Below are 20,061 nucleotides of genomic sequence, written 5' to 3'. Positions count from 1 at the left end.
GCTCAACGAAAAAGAAGCATATCAGCAAGTTTAATCTGGCTGATATGCTTCTTAAATAGCATTAGTTATTTCGTGGGATTTGTTATTACAGGTAACCAATCTGATTCAGCATACGTTTGAGCATTACCGCAGCCTGCGCTCTTGTTGCTCTGTCCAAAGGCTTAAATTCCGTTGGTGACACCCCTTGGATAATTCCTGTCAGAACCGCCTTCGCAACAGCATCCTCAGATTTTATTTTATCGGCATCCTTAAATCTGGACAGCGTGTTCTTTGCAGATAATTGAAGAGATGGTGATTGCCCTGCATAATTCATTGCTCTAACTAACATGATTGCCATCTGCTCCCGAGTGACTAAGCGGTCGGGCTGAAATTTCCCATCGCTAGTGCCCACAATGATTTTGGCTTCAACCGCTGCACCAATTAATGCATTAGTTGAACTTTTCTTGCCAAGATCTTTGAATTTTTGTGCCGCTGTCGCGTTGGCTTTGAGCCCCAAACCTTTGGCCACCCATTCTGCAAACTCTGCTCTTGTTATCTTCGTATTTGTATTGTATGTTCCAAGATTATCTGAGGTAATAATCCATTTGGAGGCCAATTCGGTTACAGCATTACGTGCCCAATCTGCCGTGTTCGGGAAGCTAACCAGATGTGTTATCGGTGCTACAATCTGATTCCCATTAAGTAATCCTCTTGCTGTAATTCCAGTTGACGTTGTTCTAAATCCGGTCGGTACATAGGATAATGCCTGTGTGTTGGGATCAATCGCAGTCAATCCCGTTAGAGTAGTGGATGTGTTGCCAGGAAGCTTAATCCAGTACTGGCTTTTGATATTCTGTTCCACACTTTTGCCTGTGTTGCCATTGAATAATGTGGTGAATACCTCCATGGCGTCTCCCAGACTCTGAGCGTTGGATCTCGATAAAACATATTCCATGGCGCCTGCAGAAAGTCTTGGCACAGTCTCCATCTGTACATACAGTGTTGCCGTACCCGGAGCTGTAGTAATTCCTGCACTTTGTCCCATACTTACCAAGTTCAGTTCAGATAAAGGCACACTCCATATACTGTCTTTATATTTAACTCCAATCGTACCCGTGCGGTACCTTGAAGCGATTTGGGATAGCTTATGGAATGGAATTCCAACGTATGCTGTCTCATTATTTGCTGGCACCTCGAACAATATAGGTTGGTTTAATTTATAATTTGCAGAAGCATATTCGAAAGCTTGTCCAAGCTTGGTCTCATCGATCGTATATTGCTGCGTTGTACGATTATTATGTGAGGGAGTACTCTTGGCAGAAGCTACATCCGTACTCATGACCAGAAGTCCTTGACCAAATCCAGAATCAGCCGCACTCCACTCGGTCAGCCACGCTGGACGCCCTACTGCTGTAGTATCTGTGGGATTAGTAATTGTGCTCTCCTGAAGTGTTAACGGACCGAAAGCCCCTACCTCAGAATTCAGCGCATCTCTAAGCGACACTGTTCCAGGTGTGTAGGTAACCGTACCCGTCTGTCCAGCCGGTACCGATTCGGACAGTTTCAAGGTAACCACTGATCCTGTCACCGAGGCAGAATTCACCGGAATGGTCCTACTACCAATCAGTACTTTGAACTGAGTAGGTGTTAATAAAGGCTCTGTTTTTAACGCATTTCGGAAATTAATCCGTATTGTGTCCCCTTGTAAATTACCTGACAAGATCGTTCCGTTCCCATAAGTATGTGTCACAGGCACAAGATCCAGCAGAGCTGCTTGATTACCAGCTAAGTCTGTCAGACGATAAGCTCCTGGAACATAAGAAAGGGTTACGATCTGTGTACTTGTTACGGGTGAGGCAAGCTTCAGTGTCACAAGGTCGTCCTCGATGTCTACATTGTTAACAAATACGGCTTTGCCATCTACCAATACGGAATACTGATTGTTCAAAGGTTTGTTCAAGCGACTTAATGGCTCATTATAATACACCCACAACTTGTCACCATTAATCTCAGCCTTCTGGAATTCAGGTGGCTTCGTATCATTGCTATTACGCACATAGAACCCACTGAAACCCGCAAGTACCTGACCACGACTATCTTTAACAGGCTGTTCACCCGGCTGATAGGATACACGGACAACTTCACCATTAGATATTGACCGACTGAGATTCAATGTAACAAGTGAACTGTTATTGGTCGACATACTGCTGACACCCACAGTTGATCCATCTGCAGTAACACTGAATTGTTTATATGCATCGCTGGAGTTAATATACACAGTCTCAGGATAATAGAGATTAATTGTATTCGTATACGCTATACCTTCACGAGGCTTGGACATGATGGAATCCAGTCCATTCTCCACATCTCTGGCAGAGAATGCCGGCGCTGCATTGAGTGATAAATCCTGAATTTTGCGTATCCCAGTTGCTGGAGTATAAGCAATTCTCACTACCTGCCCTACCGCTACTCCTGTATCAAGTACAACATACACACTATCCCCCGACACGTAGGATGAGCTTACATTCCGATTTTCACCATTAACTGTAACTGCGAAACTTGATGGTAACGGATCAAGGGTCGAAAGTAACTCGTCGTACGTCAATCGGATGATCGTATTACTGTACATTTTTACTGTCTTAAGTACAGGGGCGGTTGTATCAACAGACAACGTTCTGAATGTCCATGCCGTAGCTCCATTTAACCCAGTGAACAGATTTCCGGATTTATCTCGAAAGACATTAGCAGGAATATCAATAGTATACGTTGTGTTACTCGTCAAACTCGTTTGTGGAATGATTCGTAACTGACGGTTATTTGAACTGTTTATGATTGTTGTAGCATTAACCGTTCCACCATTAATATTTTTAAGTGTGGCTTGTCCTGAATAATTTGTGTCCAGTTCTTTGTTGAACGTTAGGGTCAACTCACCTGACAGCGCCACCCCTGTTGCCCCGTTCGTTGGAGACATGGAGGCCACAGTTAATGCTGTAGGGTCGGAGAGCACGGTGAATCCCCAGTCGATTCGTTGTATTGCGGACGTGTCATTCCCATTTGCATCACGTAAGAAACCTGATGGTACAGCTATGTATATCGTGCTGTTATTTGGCCAATTCCTAGCCGGATCAATCGTAACCGTTGTTTGAGATGTATTAAAACTGATCTGTGATGAAGTTGCATCAATCTCCTCATATAAGGTACTTCCCTGATAGATCTGCAGCTTGCCAGTACCTCTGGACATTGTTTGATCGTAGGTAAGCTGGATATTAGCAGATGGTACTACACCGGTAGCTGCCGTTTGCGGTGACCGGGTTAACTGTCTGGCTGGGCTAGCTGCAGCAACATGGAATACCCACTCCCTATTTAAACCTGCAAAGGGTTGATTATTGTCATAGGCAAAAGATTGACTGCCAATAGAAACATAGAAGCTACCACCTGGCAAAGCTGAAGCTGGTTTAATTTCTACCAATTTCCCTAGGTTTGCATTAACATCGATATCGTCTGGTCTGACGCTTACCGCCGGACTGTTCACGTCAATCTCCGTAACGATGGAGCTATCAGAGATTCGACGAATGGTGATTTTATCTGTAGTACCCTCAACCTTCTTAACCGGGTTATTGAATTCAATCTTGAGTGGTACAGAACCGTCCACCTGAGTAGCATTTAACAAAGGGATCGTCGCGCTAATTCCTTTTCCGGCCAATTCGTCTGCTGCATACGCAGACTCCATACCTACCCAGCCAGTCAGCCAGCCTTGTGCAACTAACATCACAACCATAAGACTAACTAATCCCTTACGGGCCATTTTTTTCACAAACACCCAACCTTCCCCCTCATCTCATTTTCCTAATTGTCTGATATACAGACCTCTATATTTATGTCGGTCAGAGAGAGATTTTCAATTAATAAAATGGAAATGTATGGTACTTTATTTTGTAAAAACATGCAAAAAGCCCCTGATTCCATATGGGAACCAAGGGCCTCATTTGATGATTCATATAACGTTAGCTAATTACAGACCTGCTTGAGCTTTCAAAAGGCCTACTTTGTCCACTTGCTCCCAAGGTACATCCAGGTCTGTACGACCGAAGTGACCGTAAGCAGCGGTTTGTTTGTAGATTGGGCGACGCAGATCCAGCATACGAATGATGCCAGCCGGACGAAGATCGAAGTTGTTGCGCACAAGCTCAACCAATTTCTCTTCGCTGACTTTGCCAGTTCCGTATGTATCCACGTTGATCGATACCGGGTTGGCTACACCAATCGCATACGCGAGTTGGATTTCCACTTTGTCTGCAAGACCTGCAGCTACAAGGTTTTTCGCTACATAACGAGCCGCATAGGCTGCGGAGCGGTCTACTTTAGTCGGATCTTTACCAGAGAACGCACCACCGCCGTGACGTGCATAACCGCCGTAAGTATCTACGATGATTTTACGTCCAGTAAGGCCTGCATCTCCCTGAGGTCCGCCAATAACGAAACGTCCTGTTGGGTTGATGAAATATTTAGTCTGCTCATCCAGCAATTCCGCTGGAACGACAGGCAAGATGACATGTTCTTTGATATCTTTTTGGATCTGTTCCAGTGTAGTCTCTTCAGCGTGCTGAGTAGACACAACGATGGTATCCACACGTACCGGCTTGTCACCGTCGTATTCAATCGTTACTTGGGTTTTACCATCCGGACGAAGATATTCCAACGTACCATTCTTACGCACTTCCGCCAGACGGCGTGCGATACGGTGGGATAATGCGATTGGCAAAGGCATGAGTTCAGGTGTCTCGTTCGTTGCAAAACCGAACATCAGACCTTGGTCACCTGCACCAATGTTTTCTGTTTCACGAGCGACTTGTTCCGGGTCACGATTCTCAAGCGCTGCGTTAACGCCTTGGGCAATGTCAGCAGACTGCTCATTCAGAGAAGTCAGAACTGCACAAGTGTTATAATCAAAACCGAACTTGGCACGTGTGTAGCCAATATCCTTAATTGTATTACGAACGATGGACGGAATGTCCACGTATTCAGAAGCTGAACTGATTTCACCGATGACAAGCACTAAGCCTGTGGCTACGGAAACTTCGCAAGCTACACGAGCATTGGGGTCGTTTGCAAGAAACGCGTCCAATACGGCGTCTGAGATCTGATCGCAGATTTTATCCGGATGTCCTTCAGTTACAGACTCCGATGTAAATAGATGCCGGCCTTTAACAGACATGAAGTTTCAACCTCCCATAACTAGTAGTATGGCGATTGCCCGAACAAAACATGACAGCGATTCGTTCACTGTACCCTCGAAGCTTTCCATAATGGAATAAGGACGCAGAGTCCGCAGTACCGAAGATAAGGATTTTTCAGGTAATTGCCTCAAACGAAAATCAACCTTTCCCTAGTGGAAAAGGTTGCATACCTCAAATGCCATCTTAACGTATTTGTCAAGACGTGTCAAACGAATTGGGGTAAGGAAAAAGCCCTATAAGTGCTGCTCTGCCTGACGAATTAGCCTTTTGGTGATCTCTCCACCAACCGATCCATTCTCGCGGGAAGTCAGATGTCCCCACCCTTTGTATTGCCCATAAGAGTGATCACTCACTTCACCCAGTTCAGATCCAAATTCTGTATCCGCACCAGCCAGACCTCTGCCACCATACCCCACATTGAGACCAAACTCTGCAGCAATCTCATACTTCATCTGATCCAGCATTTGACGACTTTCGGGTACCACTTTGCGATTGCTTCTAGCCATGTTCCTGCACCTCCGTTAATTGGTTGTCAACAGTTATAGAGTGAGCAGGAACAAGGCTGGCTAGCCGTATTAATGTTTGTTAGAACTGGTTAATCTGCGCAAATGAAATGTATGACTAATGAATAATTCCTTTAACAGTAGCAAAACCTATTTCAAAGTATATCCACCACGAACCATTACAGTTAGGCTGTATTTGTTGCCTTCCAATACCGTGATTCCCCGTCCATCCCTTGGAAAAGAGAGCAGGTGATTGGTCGGCGCTGCCTGTCCATTCGTCAGGTCAATCCCGTCCGTCAGATCCGCTACACCATTCGTACCTTCACTGACGATCACAGCTTTACCGCTACGTACAATGAACTCCGCGCCAGACTTTCCGATCAGCTGTTGACCCGGCTTCACGGTTACGATCTCAACGGCATCAGAAGCGCCTGAGACTAGTGGAGGAAGTGAAGTATCTACACCTGTGCTACCCGTGTTCCCTGTTCCCGTAGAGCCTGAGTTACTACCGGATGAGTTGGCAGAACCCGTGCTAACGCCACCCCCTAGTGCCTTTTGAATCTGTTGGTCTACATAACTCTTCGTTACAACCGGATCATCTGCTGTTCCTGGCTGGCTTGTACCTGCACCGATGGCCGTATTGCTATATACCGACCCAACCCATACGCCAACACCAATGGCGAGCGCAGCAAGGGATACTTTCATATAAGGTTTCATGTGAATCATTTTCCTCCTCTGGTAATCTATTAACTTTAACTATAGAGAAAAAGTAGAGATGCGACAAGCAAAACCTCGTTTCCGTTGGGGTAGAAACGAGGTTAATAAAACATTTATGGTAATGCTTATTTATGATTATAGCCCATTCGAAGGAAACGTTGGCAATTCAAATTCTTCTTTTGGCAGCTTAGTAATGTCGAATCCATAACTTTGCTCTGCAAGACGAATACGTTGTCCTTGGAATTGGTCATACACAGTTAAGCGATAAGAACCGCCCCGTAATTTCTCATAAATACTATCTTCAATACTCCAGTTCAAAGTTTGATTGCTACCGACTTTAAGATCGGTTCCAAGCGTTACTTCTTTCTCAAACGTTTTACCAGTTTGATCCGTTATAGCTAAGATCAATTTATGTTCGTTCTCTCCCATCTCAATTTCCTCATTGCGACTCAGGCTATAATTCATATCAATCTGTACGGAAGAGCTACCCGCCAGATATGCACGAACGCTGTTAGCAGTCCAAGAGTAAGGATAGAGATCAATATTGGTGAGTGAACCCTGTACGCTTATCGAAGTTGGCGGTACTTCAAATGCCAAAGCATTCACATAAGCGGTAGCCTCGCCTTCACCTGTAACAAACTTGTTATCGGCAATACCTTCTCCTACAACTAAACGCAGGTCAGAAAACGTCACAGACTTCGGTAGCCTGGCCCAGAACGTCACAATCGATTTCTGGCCTGGACCCGGTTTACTATCTGCTTGCTTCGCTGTAGCACGGTAATACTGGCCATCCGCTGTTTTGAAGTAACCTACCAGTTTGCCAAGCCCACTCTGACGAAGTGATTTGTTCGTCATCTCAAATTCGGTATATACGATGTCTGATGACGTTCCCGGATAACGAATCGTTCTCCGCACACCCATTTCGGTCTCTTTATCAGCTGTGCCAGATGTATATGTCTTGCCGTTTCCGACATATGATAACGGTGGAATTAATCCAGATGTATTTAACGTGATCCATTCATTCGTTTCTTCTTCACTAACTTTCTCATTCAGACTAAGTTCAAGACGAGATATACGTAATTCAGAAGGAATCTTGGTCAACAGATAAGCCTCGGTTGTCATACCGGCTCCAAGGAGCTTGCCACTTTGTGTGTAGATTAGCTTCTTGTCTCCTTCAATCTCAGCAGAATCAATCATAAACGACGCTTCCAACTCAGGAAGCTGTACCGTTTTTGTACCTGCATTACGAATGGTTACTTTGGCAGCAACAATATCACTGTCCAACCACGGCAGACGCTGTAAAGATCCAAAAGACACACCAAACGTACCTTTATTATTCTTAATCACGGTCTCAGTCGTTAAGCCATCCCCACTGGATACCGATTCTGGAATCGCATAGACACCTACAGGATAGGAAAAAACAAACCCATTGATCGGAGAAGCCGTTGCTGACTCTGTGCTTTCAGCTTTATCTACCGGACTCATCACGTACAGCTTAATTTTGCTCGTATCTCCATCACCCTGAAGGGTTACACTGAGCTTAATTGTCTTGATATCACCTGGATTTAACTTTAATGTATCCAGTGCTTTCGTTTCGATCGGATAGGCTGTTCCGTCGTTATTCCTTACCTCGAAGGTATATGTTGGCACCTTAATGGCTTTCTTGCCTTCATTCTTGAGTTTCATTTGAAGGTTAAGACTATACTCACCATCATCAATTCGAACTTTGGCAGATTCAAGCAGTGTGGACAGTCGTTGTCCTTCAATAGAAATGATATTGGGCTGATTGGCAGCAACCTCTACATTCGTCTTGCTAGCCTCTGGCAGTTGCAGTGCAGCAACAGGCAAAACACTCTTTTCTTCACCCTGTTCCTCTACAAGCAACAACTCAGACTTTTGAAGCTTTACTGACGTAGGAAGAGATGCCATCAGACTAAGAGCCTTATTAGCTTGGGCTTGAATACTGACACTCGTGCTATCTTTATCCGGGGTTAGCGGATAGTTCGTACCACTTGGCGTACGCAAAATCCATTTAATATTCGGATTTTCGAGTAATTTATAACTGATATTGTTTAAATTCACGCCAATTTTCACATACTGTTTCTTATCTTCACCTGGAAACACTTTAATACCAGATACTTTGACCTTCACAGCAGAATCGCTCAGACGAACTGTCTTCGGTTTGCCTACAGGTGTGGTGATGCTATAGGAAGCGGGCACGTTAAACTTACCCAGCGTACGTTCATAGTTAGCTTGACTGAAATCCCATTTCACGATGAGGAAGTTCAGATCACTCAGTTTCACCTCGCGACCCACTTTCATAACATAGGTCAGGTCAACTGTTGATCCAGGCGCGACTGTCTTCTTTTCCTGATCTTTGGCGATCAATTTAGGTGAGAACGATGTTCCACCCTTTGTCTTTACCTTGCTCCAGTAATCGAGCATCATCATTGGGACGCTGTCATTGTTCTTGTAAGACAATGTATACGTAACCACGTTACCATCGTCCTGAGCCAAGATATTGACATCTGTTAATCTTACGGAACTTCGTGCAGTTACTTTAACAGCCGATAGGTTACCGAGTGTATGTACAACCTGTTTCGTAATTGTTGTTTTCTTAGATGTACTGCTATTTGAACTGGTGGCAGACGTTTTGTTGGTTGTACTCGCTGCCATGGCAATACCAGCCGTTGAACTGATCAACATTGCACTTGCGAGCAAGCTCACAAACATTTTCTTTTGATTCACTTCCAAACCTCCCATAAGTTGCTTGTTGCTTTATAGTATAAACGTTTGGGAAGACAAGAAAGTTACGATGTTGTTGTCTCTCAGCAATTGAAAAGTTCTCTAAGTTAAATAAATCGATTAAAATGCCCCTCATAAATTAATTAGCCTATCCCTCAGACCTCATACGTAACGTTTGGTATACAGCGATTAAACCATTTGAGCGCAATAAACTTGAACGCTCTTGCAAGACATGAAATTGTAATAACTGCTTGTGGCATTCTTTCGTTTGTTACAGAGCGATTCAACACACGATTTCTCGCTATGAAAATAACTAGCTGGCATCTCCTACTGTCAAGCTGTATCAGATTATGACCGTAAAGTTCCGGGCACAGACAAAAAAAAGCAGCCTTGCATCTTAATAGATGCAAGGCTGCTTCAGAGATATAAAATTAGTTAGTAGGCAGTTGCTTACCGAAAGTAAACTCACCCAGTGCGTTACCGCGTCCATCAGTGATAGCTTCTGCTGCTTTGTTTTTATCACCATCAAACTTAACATTTACAACTTTACCAGCTACATTTGTATCTGCAGTTGCTGTGATAGTAATAGTAGCATCAGCATTAACAGTAGCTACAACATTGGAAATTTTCACTCCAGTACCTGCATCAACAGTGAAGAGACCATTGATATAGGCAGCGTTGTAGTTAGCAATATCTGCTACAAGACTTTCAGATCCTTTAACAGTAATAGTAATTGCTGTACCGGCAGGATTAGCAACGATATTAGTCAAAGAAACTGTTGGTGCGATTCCATCTTTAACTACAATTGGAGTATTTCCAGTTGCAGTGATTTTGTTACCAAAGGCATCTTGAGTTAGAGTAGAAACAATCTCCAACGTTACATTAGCTGCATTTACTGGTACTGCATTATCAGCAAATTTCAGCAACAGTGTTTTGTTGTTGTCAGCCAATGTGTAAGAAGTTGGTTGAGATTGAACACCGTTAACTACAAAGTCTCCCAAGTTAACACTTGACAATGCTGCATCAAATTTAACTTTGATTTCATTGTGGCTATTAGCATATACATCGCCAGTAACTGCAACTTTTGAATCACTTACTTTATCTCCAACATTATATGATCCGTTATTGAAGTAGTTACCTTCAGCATCTTTAATGTAGCTTGCAGTTACAACTGCTTTACTCCAATCGAAAGTAGAAGGAATGCTGCTTCCAGTAGTCGCAATACGAACAGTGTTTGTAGAGATCAAGTTAATATCATTGTTCTCTTTAGCGATTTGGTAAGGTCCAGTAACAATTCCATTTGCATCTACAGAAGTAACAGTGTATTTAGCTGCTTCAAGAGCATTACCTTCGCCAGTAGTAGCTAATGTTTTATTGAATTGAACATAAACGTAACGAGTGCCTTCGGTAACAGAAGACCAAACACGAGTTACTTTACCATTTTGAGCAGTGTTAGCGTTCAGTGTAGCAGTGTATGGCAACAATACATTTCCGATGTAAGCAGTATCAGCGATACCAGATACAGTCAACGTGTAAGTTGCATCTTCTTTCAGGCTGCTACCCAGGTTAACTCTAACCTTTTTATCATTAGGCATGTAAGTTGGTGCAATTACCGGATTACCTTTAGAAGTTAAACCTGTAAGAGTTACAACTTTACCGTCAGCATCTTTCAGAACATAATTTTCAGGATTTGTAGCTCTGTCAGATCTGTTTGGATCATTTTGCAACGATTTGCTGAATGTGATTTCAGCGAAGTAGTTACCACTTTCCACTTTGAACTCAGTAGCTACAACTGTTGGACGAACAGTATCCAGTGTTGGAGTTACTTTTGCATCAACGGAAGCGGAGTTGTTGCTGTAGTCGGAAACTGCAGTCAGATACACTGTGTTCTCGGATACGTTCAACGGATTGTTGAATTTCAACGTAACTTTGTTGTCGTTGATTTCAATGGATTGAGCGTTGTTGCCTGTAGCGTTAGCATAAGCACTTGCTACACTTTTCACAGTTTCATCAAACTCAACAGTTACTTCCTTCAAGTCGTTTGATTTTACACTTACAACTTTAGGAGCCGCTGTGTCTACAGCTGCAGTGAATTTGCTTTCCACAGGAACGATAGTCAGACCAGAGTAGTCTTGTACGCCGCTCACACGCAATGTGTGCTCACCAGCAGTCAGGTCTGTAGTTACGATTGCTGTGTTAGGATAAACATACTTCACAGAAGCAGCAATTACATTGTTATCTACACGGAAAGAAGAAGAGATAACACTCTCTGCTTTAACAGGCTCGCTGAATACTACTTTAAACGCTTTAGTACCCAAAGCTTGAACTTCTTTCACTTCTGGAACTGCAACATCAAGTGGAGTAAACTCAACTTTTTGTGTAATAGTTTTAGTAGCATCAGCGTTTTTAACGTTGTTGATTTGCAGGCTAGTTGCTCTTTGATTTGTCAGAGCAGAAGAGTTCTGTTCTACCAACAAAGTTACAGTTGTTTTGTCATCAGACAATGTAGCGCTTTTGAAAGTCACGCCACTCACAACGTAGTTATTTTTACTTTCAGCAGAGATTTGATCTACAGTACCATCAAATTTAACTGTAATTTCTTTCAGGTTTGTAGCAGATACGGAAGATACAGCTTGAGCTACTGTAGTTACATAAGTAACTTTCTCAGTGAACTCTTTATCTTTGTAAGTAAATTTCACTTCAGTTTCTTTGTTAGCTTCGAGAGCTTTATCCAAAGTTACTTTTACTGTTTCGCCATCGCTGATTTTGAATTCAACTACTTTACCAGCTTCAGTTACTGTGTAAGAAGACACTTTCAAGCTTTGAGCTTGATCGATTGCGAATGCTGCACCTACCAACAACTCGCGGGAAGCATTACCAGCGAAGTTAGCGTTAGCGTCAATCAGACCTGCATTGATCGCTGCTTGAGCATAACCTTTAGCCCATGCTGCTGCACTGTTGTTAGTTTCAGTTGGGATTTCAAGATCAAGTGCACGAGTCAAGATTGTAGCCATTTCAGCTACTGTCACTTTACCGTTGAAGTCGAAGATTTTCTTCTCAACGTTTTTACCTTCCATGATACCAGCAGCAGTTACTGCTTCGATGTAAGGTACAGCCCAGTTTTTAGCTGTGTAGTTTTTGTCAGTGTAAGAAAGAGTTCCAGTGATCTCTTTCAGACCCAGCAATTTAGTGATAACTTTTGCAAACTCAGCGCGAGTCATGTCTTTGTCAAGACCTGCTGTACCATCCGGATAACCGTTGAAGATACCTTTTGCTTTCAATGCATCAAACTGTTGTTGCGGGGAAACTGCTGTGTCACCGAATGCTACAGATGCAAACATTGAGAATGCCATTGCTGTAGACAATGCTACGGATAAAATTTTCTTCATAACCTTTTTTTCTCCTCCTTGGGCGTTCATAACATTTGAATTTTCTTTTTTAATAGGGTCGCTCGTATTCCTCATATATTGTTGCACCCCCTTTCCAGAGTTATGAGCAAGTTAATATAAATGATGTCTGTGAGCATATCACAGAAACTTGTAAACAAGATAATAGAATCATACGTAAATAGAGTAGTTTCCTAATCCTACCTTACGTATTATACAATGGGTCTTCCGTGCCGTAAAGCAATTTTTTCTAATAAATAGACAAGATTCTTCACGAGGTCATTCTTGGTAAGATGCCCAATGTTTTCGACTCTACATCTTAAACGCAGCAGATTTCAAAAAGTTGCGGATTCCTCAAAAAAAGTTTTGAACTTATTTATGTATTGATGCAGTGCGGGTCTTTAACTGTTACATAACCTTTGATGTACTTGTATTTATGACGTTTCCTCCGAAATCAACCTGTGTAAGGAATGATGTAGACGTTTATTTATACCCGTTATTTTCCACGATGAAGCGACAAATTCTACAAAATTGAATAAAAAAAGAGGGCCCTCAAGGCCCTCTTCTTGGATCATTAACTATAACTTAGCGGATCTTCATGGCCAGTTCAATAATCTGAGCACGCATATTCGGATCACTATTCAATCTCAGATACATATCGTCAATTGGTTGTCTGTTCTCCCGGTATGTTTTCTCGTGCTTCATCGTAGTATGAGACCATTCAATCAATTCATTCTCGGCCAGAACCAGACTGTTATACGCATCATGGAAGCCGGTGGACTGTACAAGTCCTTCCATTACTTCCTGAGAGATCTCTTCTGTCTTACGTGTATCTTCCAACTTTTTCTCCAGAATGACTGCCTGCTTCTCGAACTGTGTTTTTGCCTTCATGTAGCCCAATTGGGCTCTCGAATAAATCGGTTTCATTAGCTAACTTCACCCTCTAGATCATTGTGTATTTACCGTTATTGTATCTTAATCTCTAGCAAATTACAAAAATAGTTATTGGTAAAAGACAGTTTTCTTCTATTATAAATGAATTCTATATAAACTGTTCTACAGTCATAAAAAGAACCCCCCCCTTTAGTAAAAGGGACGGGTCCTTCCTAAGATTATCTCAACTATGCTAGATTAGCTCAATGTTTTAGGGAATAACTTCGTGCTCTTCTTAAGCAATTCTACAGCAATCTTGGCTGCTTCAGCACGTGTCAAATTCCCTTTAGGGTTAAACTGGTACAACGTTTTGGTAGATCCTGTGACCTGTACAGGGCTACCTTCCATGATTTTCGCTTTGGTTACCGCCTGTACTGACGGACGAGCATAGTACTCAATGGAAGTGGAGTCCTGGAACGACTTCGCTAAAGCTGAGGACAATTTGCTATCGTTGGCTGCAAGCTTGCTGCTCATTGCCCGTGCAATCATCACCGCTGCCTGTTCACGTGTAATCGAGTCCTCAACCCCAAAATACCCGTCGCTCAAACCTGTTACAATACCTGCTCTCGCCGCTGTTTCAATGGAGGCATAGTCCCACGTATCACTCTTGGTCGTAGGAGACACGTCAGTAAAGGTTTGTATATTGGTATAGTTCAATGGGATGTCCAGACCTTTAACCAGCAAGGTAGCGAATTCTCCGCGTGTCGTCTGGTCATCTGAACCAAACGCGTTGAAACGCAGGTTATTCATGATCCCTTTGGAATACAATGCATTCAGCAGATTTCTTGCCCACGGATGATTCGTGATATCCTGATAACTTTTACTTTGCTTCATAACCTTGTAGTAGCCAAACTCATCAAAGGAAACCGTAATCGTATGTTTCTTGGTGTCTACGACTCCGCCAATCGGTACCCATTCACCAATGTTGGTTTTGTCTGTGTAACGGAATACCGTAATCGTTGAACCCACTTCATCAACAATGGTCGGATCATACGCAAGTGTTAACGTTCCCCGGTTAGAAGGAACCAGGACACGCTCTGTTGGATATTGCGTAAAGCTCCCTTCCAGAGAGTATGGTGTCACACCATTCGTTCCCGGCTTATATCCACTTGTCCCTTTATCTCCAAGTTCACCAATCCCACCGTTAATCCAGTACGTATCCGAGATTGGCACAAAGTTACTTGTAGTCAGATTCGAGTTAAACAGCTCTGTTAAAATGGTTGGTACCGTAATCGGTGTCAGTCCTCCCGTACTGCGAGGATCAGCCTGTCCGATATTAAAGCCGTAGTCATTTTTCCGCTCAAGCACGCCATCCTTCGGATCGGCAATACCAAACAGAATTTTGTTATCTGGATAAAACTTGATTACCCCACTACTCGATTTGGCAGCAGATTGTAATATGGTTCCTTTAGGGAAAGCCAATTCAAGTTTCTTGTTAAACACCGAATATTTATTGACAATCTTAGGTGCCATGTACTGTGCATCTGTCGCTACTGTACCTGTGTAGAATACGTTAACAGTGTCGTTGATGGCACCGCCATCCCTAACAATCTGAATTTTGATAGCATTGCTCTTATCCTGTTTCAGTCCTACATAATCCAGAACAAAGCGATCATTCATGTCCGGACGTTTAACGGCAGGTTCTTTATTGATCAAAACCTGAGTTGCTCCTTCAGCCTCAATATCAAAGTGCACATAGTTTTTGGTAACTACGATCTGTTCTCCTACAGTCGCTACAGGAGACAGAATTCGATAGGAAGAAGGCTCTCTTACAATCTCGAGTCTTTGTGTCGTTCTTGCACCTGTTCCGTTAATTAACTCTAACGTATAGACGTGGCTGCCAGGTGCATCAAAGACATAGTTACGAATACGAATCATAAATTCATCTTGATTTCCCGCAAAATCAAATGTGTGGCCGTCGGAAGTCTGCTTGTTAATATCCTGTAAGTCCGTACCTGGGATCGGATTATAACTAAATATCAGCTTTGACCCAGAATATAAGTTGGCAATCTGTGCACCGCCACCTTTGAATACAAGGTCATATCGTTCTTCACTTGTTACATATTTGCCATCCCGAATCACAAAATCTGGTGTAACTTTGAAAATTTTGTCCATTTCCTCTGTTGTGTATTTGCTCACATCTGCATCGTAAAATTCCTGACGAGTGTCAGTAGGAACAAGGGTTGGCATGAATTTATCAATATTGGAAACGTTACTATCCGAGATGTAAATTCTCAATTTTTTCTCAATAATTTTGGCTTTACCCGCACCATCCTGATCAGTACCAATAATCGTGATCGTGTTCTCCCCGTATACTAGTGGTCCCTCTTTCTTAATGTCTAATGAGAATGAGAACTTGCCATTTGTTCCTGGGAAACCAGTAACCTTGCTTTGATCGACCCCATTCACTAGCAACTGAGGAACAAATTGGTTTGAGCTCAATGTGCTAAATCCGATAAACTCGCCATCTACCTTTAAAGTATTCGTTATTCTTGAGTTAAAGTTATAGGTCTGTCCATCGTACAAGTTGGCTACATAGATATAGCTTTTAGAAGCGTAAGATACAGTAACGTCGTAATATGGATCAGGCGTTGTGTAATAAAAACGAATTTTCTGAGTACCATTGGCCAGGTTTTTCACCAAATATACTGCTTGTTTGCTTGTAATGCCAGTAGCAGCCTTATCCGTTGCCGAAATATTAACCTTATTGGTACCTGTAGGCATGTATTGACCAATTGGTATTTCAGTACCAATGTCTTGACTCGATTCAACTAGGATATAGAAGCTATCTTTATCAATCTGTGCATTATTTAATGCGACTTTGTTCGTTACCGCTCCTCCAGCATAATCTGGAAGGTAGTACATATTCGTAATTGCCTTCACGTCAGGCGCGTAAGTAAATTTACCTTTGTAACCGGCACTGAAATTGCCATAAACGACTGCAACATCGACAGTCTGATTCTTGGCAGGTTTTGTTGGATCGGTTGTACCGGGTTGCAATGCATATTCATTGTCTGTCTCGAATGTTACCAAACGATACTCGGGTGTAGTTCCATCTGGACCCGGAATGATGACCTCCTTAACACCCGTAAGTATCATTGGTGTTCCATTAGCCGAAAATGTTCCCACATCCTCGAATGCACTGTTGCTGGCAGTGTAGGGCAATATTAATTGCACATCAAGCTTAGCTCCGCTAGCAACCGTAGAGAACGTAGGTGTAACATCCAGTACTGATTTACTGTCAGTATCACTCAAAATTACATTGAGCACTGAGAACGGCTGATTTTTATCATAATAATAAACGGAACGCTCTGTAATCACAGAATCGGAACCATTCGCTATGGTGAACTTCAAATTATTCAATCCTGCATTCAACTTAAGCTGTGGTGTGAAAAACGTCCCGTTTGGTAGCAAAGGGGTATCCAGTTCTTCCCCGCCATTAAGGGAAACCGTAACTTTGGATGAATTCTGAACTTTACCTTGTACCGATACGAGCTGTGTATTTACAACAGTCTGCGATCCTTCATTCAGACCATAAGACGTGTTGGACCCAGTACTCGGATCGGTAAAAATCTTGAAGTCCTGAATAAAAGGAACCTGATCATAGAGAACATAGAACGTGTCTGAGCGTTCCACTGCACCCTGATTACCGTAAAAGGTAATTCGGTTGAAGCCCGGGAACAGTGTCAGATTGTTAGCAGAGAATTTATTGTTACCACTTGTGCTTGCAGTAACTGCAGTCGTATTCGCACGAGTAGCATCTGCTTCCCACTTCATCTTGGTGCTTCCCGCTGTCACAGGAACGGAGTTAAGCTGTTCGACCTTTACCCGCATCGTATCTTTGGATACGAAAGCGTAAGCACCTGTTATTGTAAGCGTCCCTGAAGTCGTTTGGTAAGCCAAAGCCCGGGATAGGAATCTTGCATTATCTGAGTCATCCAAATTAAGATCGGCTGTATTGCTAATAGTGGTATTATCTGGTGTGAAATAAGTAGTCTGTGCGTTGGCAGCCGAAGCAACGGACCCACCGAACAGACCTTGTGGGAACAATGAGAACACCATGGTGACCAACATGATCCAGACCAACGGCCGTTTCTTTTGTTGCATTACGTATCATCTCTCCTCTTTTTAAGTCAGTTACCTTTATATATCGGCAAAAGGTTCCAATTATTTAGTAAAAATCTCAAAATAAACAAAAAACCTTATCCACGAGGGATAAGGTTGGGTCTGGAATAATATTCAAGAATAGCTATAACCATTACATTTATCTATTTATGATTTCGAACGAGTCTCCGGATTCAGCTTGACGCGCATGCGCATTAGGAAGTTGATAACCGGTCTTCTCGTTTTGCTAACAAGTCCGATGACTTCTGCTCCTACCTGGAGGAAGAACATCATGATACAGATGACCACGAATGTTACCCAGTTCGCTTCGAACATGGCAGCGGACGATTGAATAATCGCCAGAACTCCGAAGAATGCGGCAATTCCATAAATGATCAGTACCGTCTGACGGTGACTGAATCCAAGTTCACGCAAGCAGTGATGCAGGTGGCCTTTATCCGGTGCGAAAATCGGTTTCCGTTGTACCGCGCGACGGATAATCGCGAAGAAGGTATCCGAGAGCGGCACACCGATAATGATCAGCGGTGTAATAAAGGACACGATAGCAATTTGTTTGAATCCCAGCATGGATAACATCGCCAGAGAGAAACCAAGGAATAGTGATCCGGTATCCCCCATGAAGATCTTCGCCGGGTGAAAGTTGAAGAACAGGAATCCAATGATACTACCCAGCAATACAAGACACATCAAGGCGATCATCATGTTACCCATCAGGAAGGACATCACAGCAATGGTACCAATGGCAATACCAGATACACCGGCTGCCAGACCATCCAGACCATCAATCAGGTTAATCGCATTGGTTACACCAACGATCCATAAGATCGTCAGCGGAATGGATACCCAAGCTTCGAGTGAAGAATAGGAATCCTGAAAAGGAATGTTAACGAAATCTACACGGATATTAAATCCGAATACAACGACAGATGCAGCTACGATCTGACCAAGCAGCTTCACTTTGGCTGACAGTTCAAACCGATCATCCAGTGCTCCGATCAGCACGATAATGGTTCCACCAATCAGAAACGCACTGACAAAACTCATATCCCGAGTCGTGAACCATGCCGATACAAACGGAAGCAATGCAGCAACTGTAATAATAAAGGCCAGAAATATCCCCAGACCGCCAAGACGTGGCATGATCCGTGTGTGTACTTTACGTGCATTCGGCGTATCCATTGCGCCAATGCGGACTGCGAACTTTTTGACAAGCGGTGTCAGGGCAAGAGCCAGTCCCATTGACACGATAAATCCAATGATAAAGATCGCTACCATTTGAACATTCGCCCCCCAATTATAATACCTGTACGAAATTATAAATCCCCTGATCTCTTTTTATATATAAGAAATATGGTTAGTCACTTTTGATGAAAAATCATGTTACACGATAACGGAGAGTGCAAGGAAAACCTAGAGAAGTGTAACGTTCGCATTTATCACCGGATTTCATCCTTTGAAAAATGATAAAGGAAATGTGGGGATAACGGCGATCGACAGGTTGCCTTGCAATCGTAGTGACAAGTGTAACGGTTCTGTTTTCGTGTAGTGACACAGCTTCTGTTTTCATGGAGTGGCACACATGTAATCCGGAATGAATTATACGCCGATCCCACCCGAAAAGCTATCCTCAATTTCTAGCATAAACAAGCAATTATCTCTTAATTACCTGTTTTTAACGGACTTTCGTCACGTTTTCTTTGTCACGCATCACCTTAACAGCGAATTTCGGAAGCGCAAGCATCCGGCCAGCCCGGCTTGGTTCACGCAACAAGCGATAAAACCACTCCAGTCTTAACTTTTGGAACAGCATAGGCGCACGTTTAGTTTTGCCCGAAATCACATCAAAGCTGCCGCCAACGCCCATGGTTACAGGAACCTGCAGTGCATCTTTATGCTTGTGAATCCACGGTTCTTGTGTGTCGGCCCCACGTGCTACAAACAACAGATCAGGTGCCGCTTCCCGAATAGAAGCGATAACCTGTTCATCCTCAGCCGGACCAAAATAACCGTCGCGATAACCCACAATACGAATCGCCGGATATTGCTGTTGTAACCGAACTGCCGTTTCTTGAATCACCTCAGGGGTGGAACCGAGTAAATATACGCCCCATCGATAGTTTTCTCCAACACGCAGCAATTCATGTAAAAGCTCAAATCCCGGCACTCGCTCAGCTACTGGATCTCCACAATAGTTTGCCGCCCATACAACCCCTGTTCCATCAGGAACAATTAATTCCGCAGATTGCATGACTTCCATGATTGCGGGATTTTCCAGTGCAGCCATAACCATAATCGGGTTGGCTGTAATGACTTGATGTGGTTGCTTGGACAGCACAGCTTCCTGGAGAACCTTTACCGTTTCTTTCATCGTCAGTTTGGAAAAAGGAATGCCGTAGATCGAAACGGTAGGTATTGATCCGGTCTGACTCATCTTTA

10 protein-coding genes are annotated in these 20,061 nt (G+C 43.2%); all 10 read right to left on the bottom strand.

The features are described from left to right. Positions 1 to 85 precede the first annotated feature (85 nt). Positions 86 to 3,799, bottom strand: a complete 3,714-nt coding sequence (locus AB4111_RS21980; protein WP_442033215.1) for a SwmB domain-containing protein — start codon at positions 3,797 to 3,799, stop codon at positions 86 to 88. Between the two features lie 192 nt (positions 3,800 to 3,991). After that, positions 3,992 to 5,194 carry a methionine adenosyltransferase gene (gene metK / locus AB4111_RS21975; RefSeq protein ID WP_442033214.1) on the bottom strand — a complete coding sequence of 401 codons (1,203 nt, stop codon included), beginning with the start codon at positions 5,192 to 5,194 and terminating at the stop codon, positions 3,992 to 3,994. 255 nt (positions 5,195 to 5,449) lie between these two features. Then, a complete protein-coding gene (locus AB4111_RS21970; protein ID WP_017691962.1) occupies positions 5,450 to 5,722 on the bottom strand; it encodes an alpha/beta-type small acid-soluble spore protein in 273 nt (90 codons plus the stop codon). A 147-nt stretch (positions 5,723 to 5,869) separates the two neighbouring features. After that, positions 5,870 to 6,436 carry a hypothetical protein gene (locus AB4111_RS21965; protein WP_442033213.1) on the bottom strand — a complete coding sequence of 189 codons (567 nt, stop codon included), beginning with the start codon at positions 6,434 to 6,436 and terminating at the stop codon, positions 5,870 to 5,872. A gap of 135 nt (positions 6,437 to 6,571) precedes the next feature. Beyond that, positions 6,572 to 9,184: a hypothetical protein gene (locus AB4111_RS21960; protein ID WP_442033212.1), complete on the bottom strand. Its 2,613-nt coding sequence runs from the start codon at positions 9,182 to 9,184 to the stop codon at positions 6,572 to 6,574. Positions 9,185 to 9,612: 428 nt separating this feature from the next. Beyond that, on the bottom strand, positions 9,613 to 12,645 hold the full coding sequence (locus tag AB4111_RS21955; RefSeq protein ID WP_442033211.1) for an S-layer homology domain-containing protein: 3,033 nt from the start codon (positions 12,643 to 12,645) through the stop codon (positions 9,613 to 9,615). Between the two features lie 507 nt (positions 12,646 to 13,152). Then, positions 13,153 to 13,494: a hypothetical protein gene (locus AB4111_RS21950; RefSeq protein WP_076332560.1), complete on the bottom strand. Its 342-nt coding sequence runs from the start codon at positions 13,492 to 13,494 to the stop codon at positions 13,153 to 13,155. 204 nt (positions 13,495 to 13,698) lie between these two features. Then, positions 13,699 to 17,607, bottom strand: coding sequence for an S-layer homology domain-containing protein (locus AB4111_RS21945; RefSeq protein WP_442033210.1), 3,909 nt, complete (start codon positions 17,605 to 17,607; stop codon positions 13,699 to 13,701). Between the two features lie 165 nt (positions 17,608 to 17,772). Continuing rightward, positions 17,773 to 18,900, bottom strand: coding sequence for a glycosyltransferase family 4 protein (locus AB4111_RS21940; protein ID WP_036612523.1), 1,128 nt, complete (start codon positions 18,898 to 18,900; stop codon positions 17,773 to 17,775). Between the two features lie 397 nt (positions 18,901 to 19,297). Next, complete coding sequence (locus AB4111_RS21935; RefSeq protein WP_442033209.1) at positions 19,298 to 20,056, bottom strand: WecB/TagA/CpsF family glycosyltransferase; 759 nt, start codon at positions 20,054 to 20,056, stop codon at positions 19,298 to 19,300. Between the last annotated feature and the right edge of the window lie 5 nt (positions 20,057 to 20,061).

This window comes from Paenibacillus sp. 2KB_22, assembly GCF_052115745.1.
Classification (GTDB): domain Bacteria; phylum Bacillota; class Bacilli; order Paenibacillales; family Paenibacillaceae; genus Paenibacillus.
The sequence above is the reverse complement of the archived record's forward strand: the minus strand, read 5'-3'. Positions and strand labels throughout refer to the sequence as shown.

Bases quoted from the DNA above. Each gene is read 5' to 3' on its own strand.
- metK (WP_442033214.1), bottom strand. From the start codon at position 5,194: ATGTCTGTTAAAGGCCGGCATCTATTTACATCGGAGTCTGTAACTGAA.
- AB4111_RS21970 (WP_017691962.1), bottom strand. From the start codon at position 5,722: ATGGCTAGAAGCAATCGCAAAGTGGTACCCGAAAGTCGTCAAATGCTG.
- AB4111_RS21965 (WP_442033213.1), bottom strand. From the start codon at position 6,436: ATGAAACCTTATATGAAAGTATCCCTTGCTGCGCTCGCCATTGGTGTT.
- AB4111_RS21955 (WP_442033211.1), bottom strand. From the start codon at position 12,645: ATGAGGAATACGAGCGACCCTATTAAAAAAGAAAATTCAAATGTTATG.
- AB4111_RS21950 (WP_076332560.1), bottom strand. From the start codon at position 13,494: ATGAAACCGATTTATTCGAGAGCCCAATTGGGCTACATGAAGGCAAAA.
- AB4111_RS21945 (WP_442033210.1), bottom strand. From the start codon at position 17,607: ATGCAACAAAAGAAACGGCCGTTGGTCTGGATCATGTTGGTCACCATG.
- AB4111_RS21940 (WP_036612523.1), bottom strand. From the start codon at position 18,900: ATGGTAGCGATCTTTATCATTGGATTTATCGTGTCAATGGGACTGGCT.
- AB4111_RS21935 (WP_442033209.1), bottom strand. From the start codon at position 20,056: ATGAGTCAGACCGGATCAATACCTACCGTTTCGATCTACGGCATTCCT.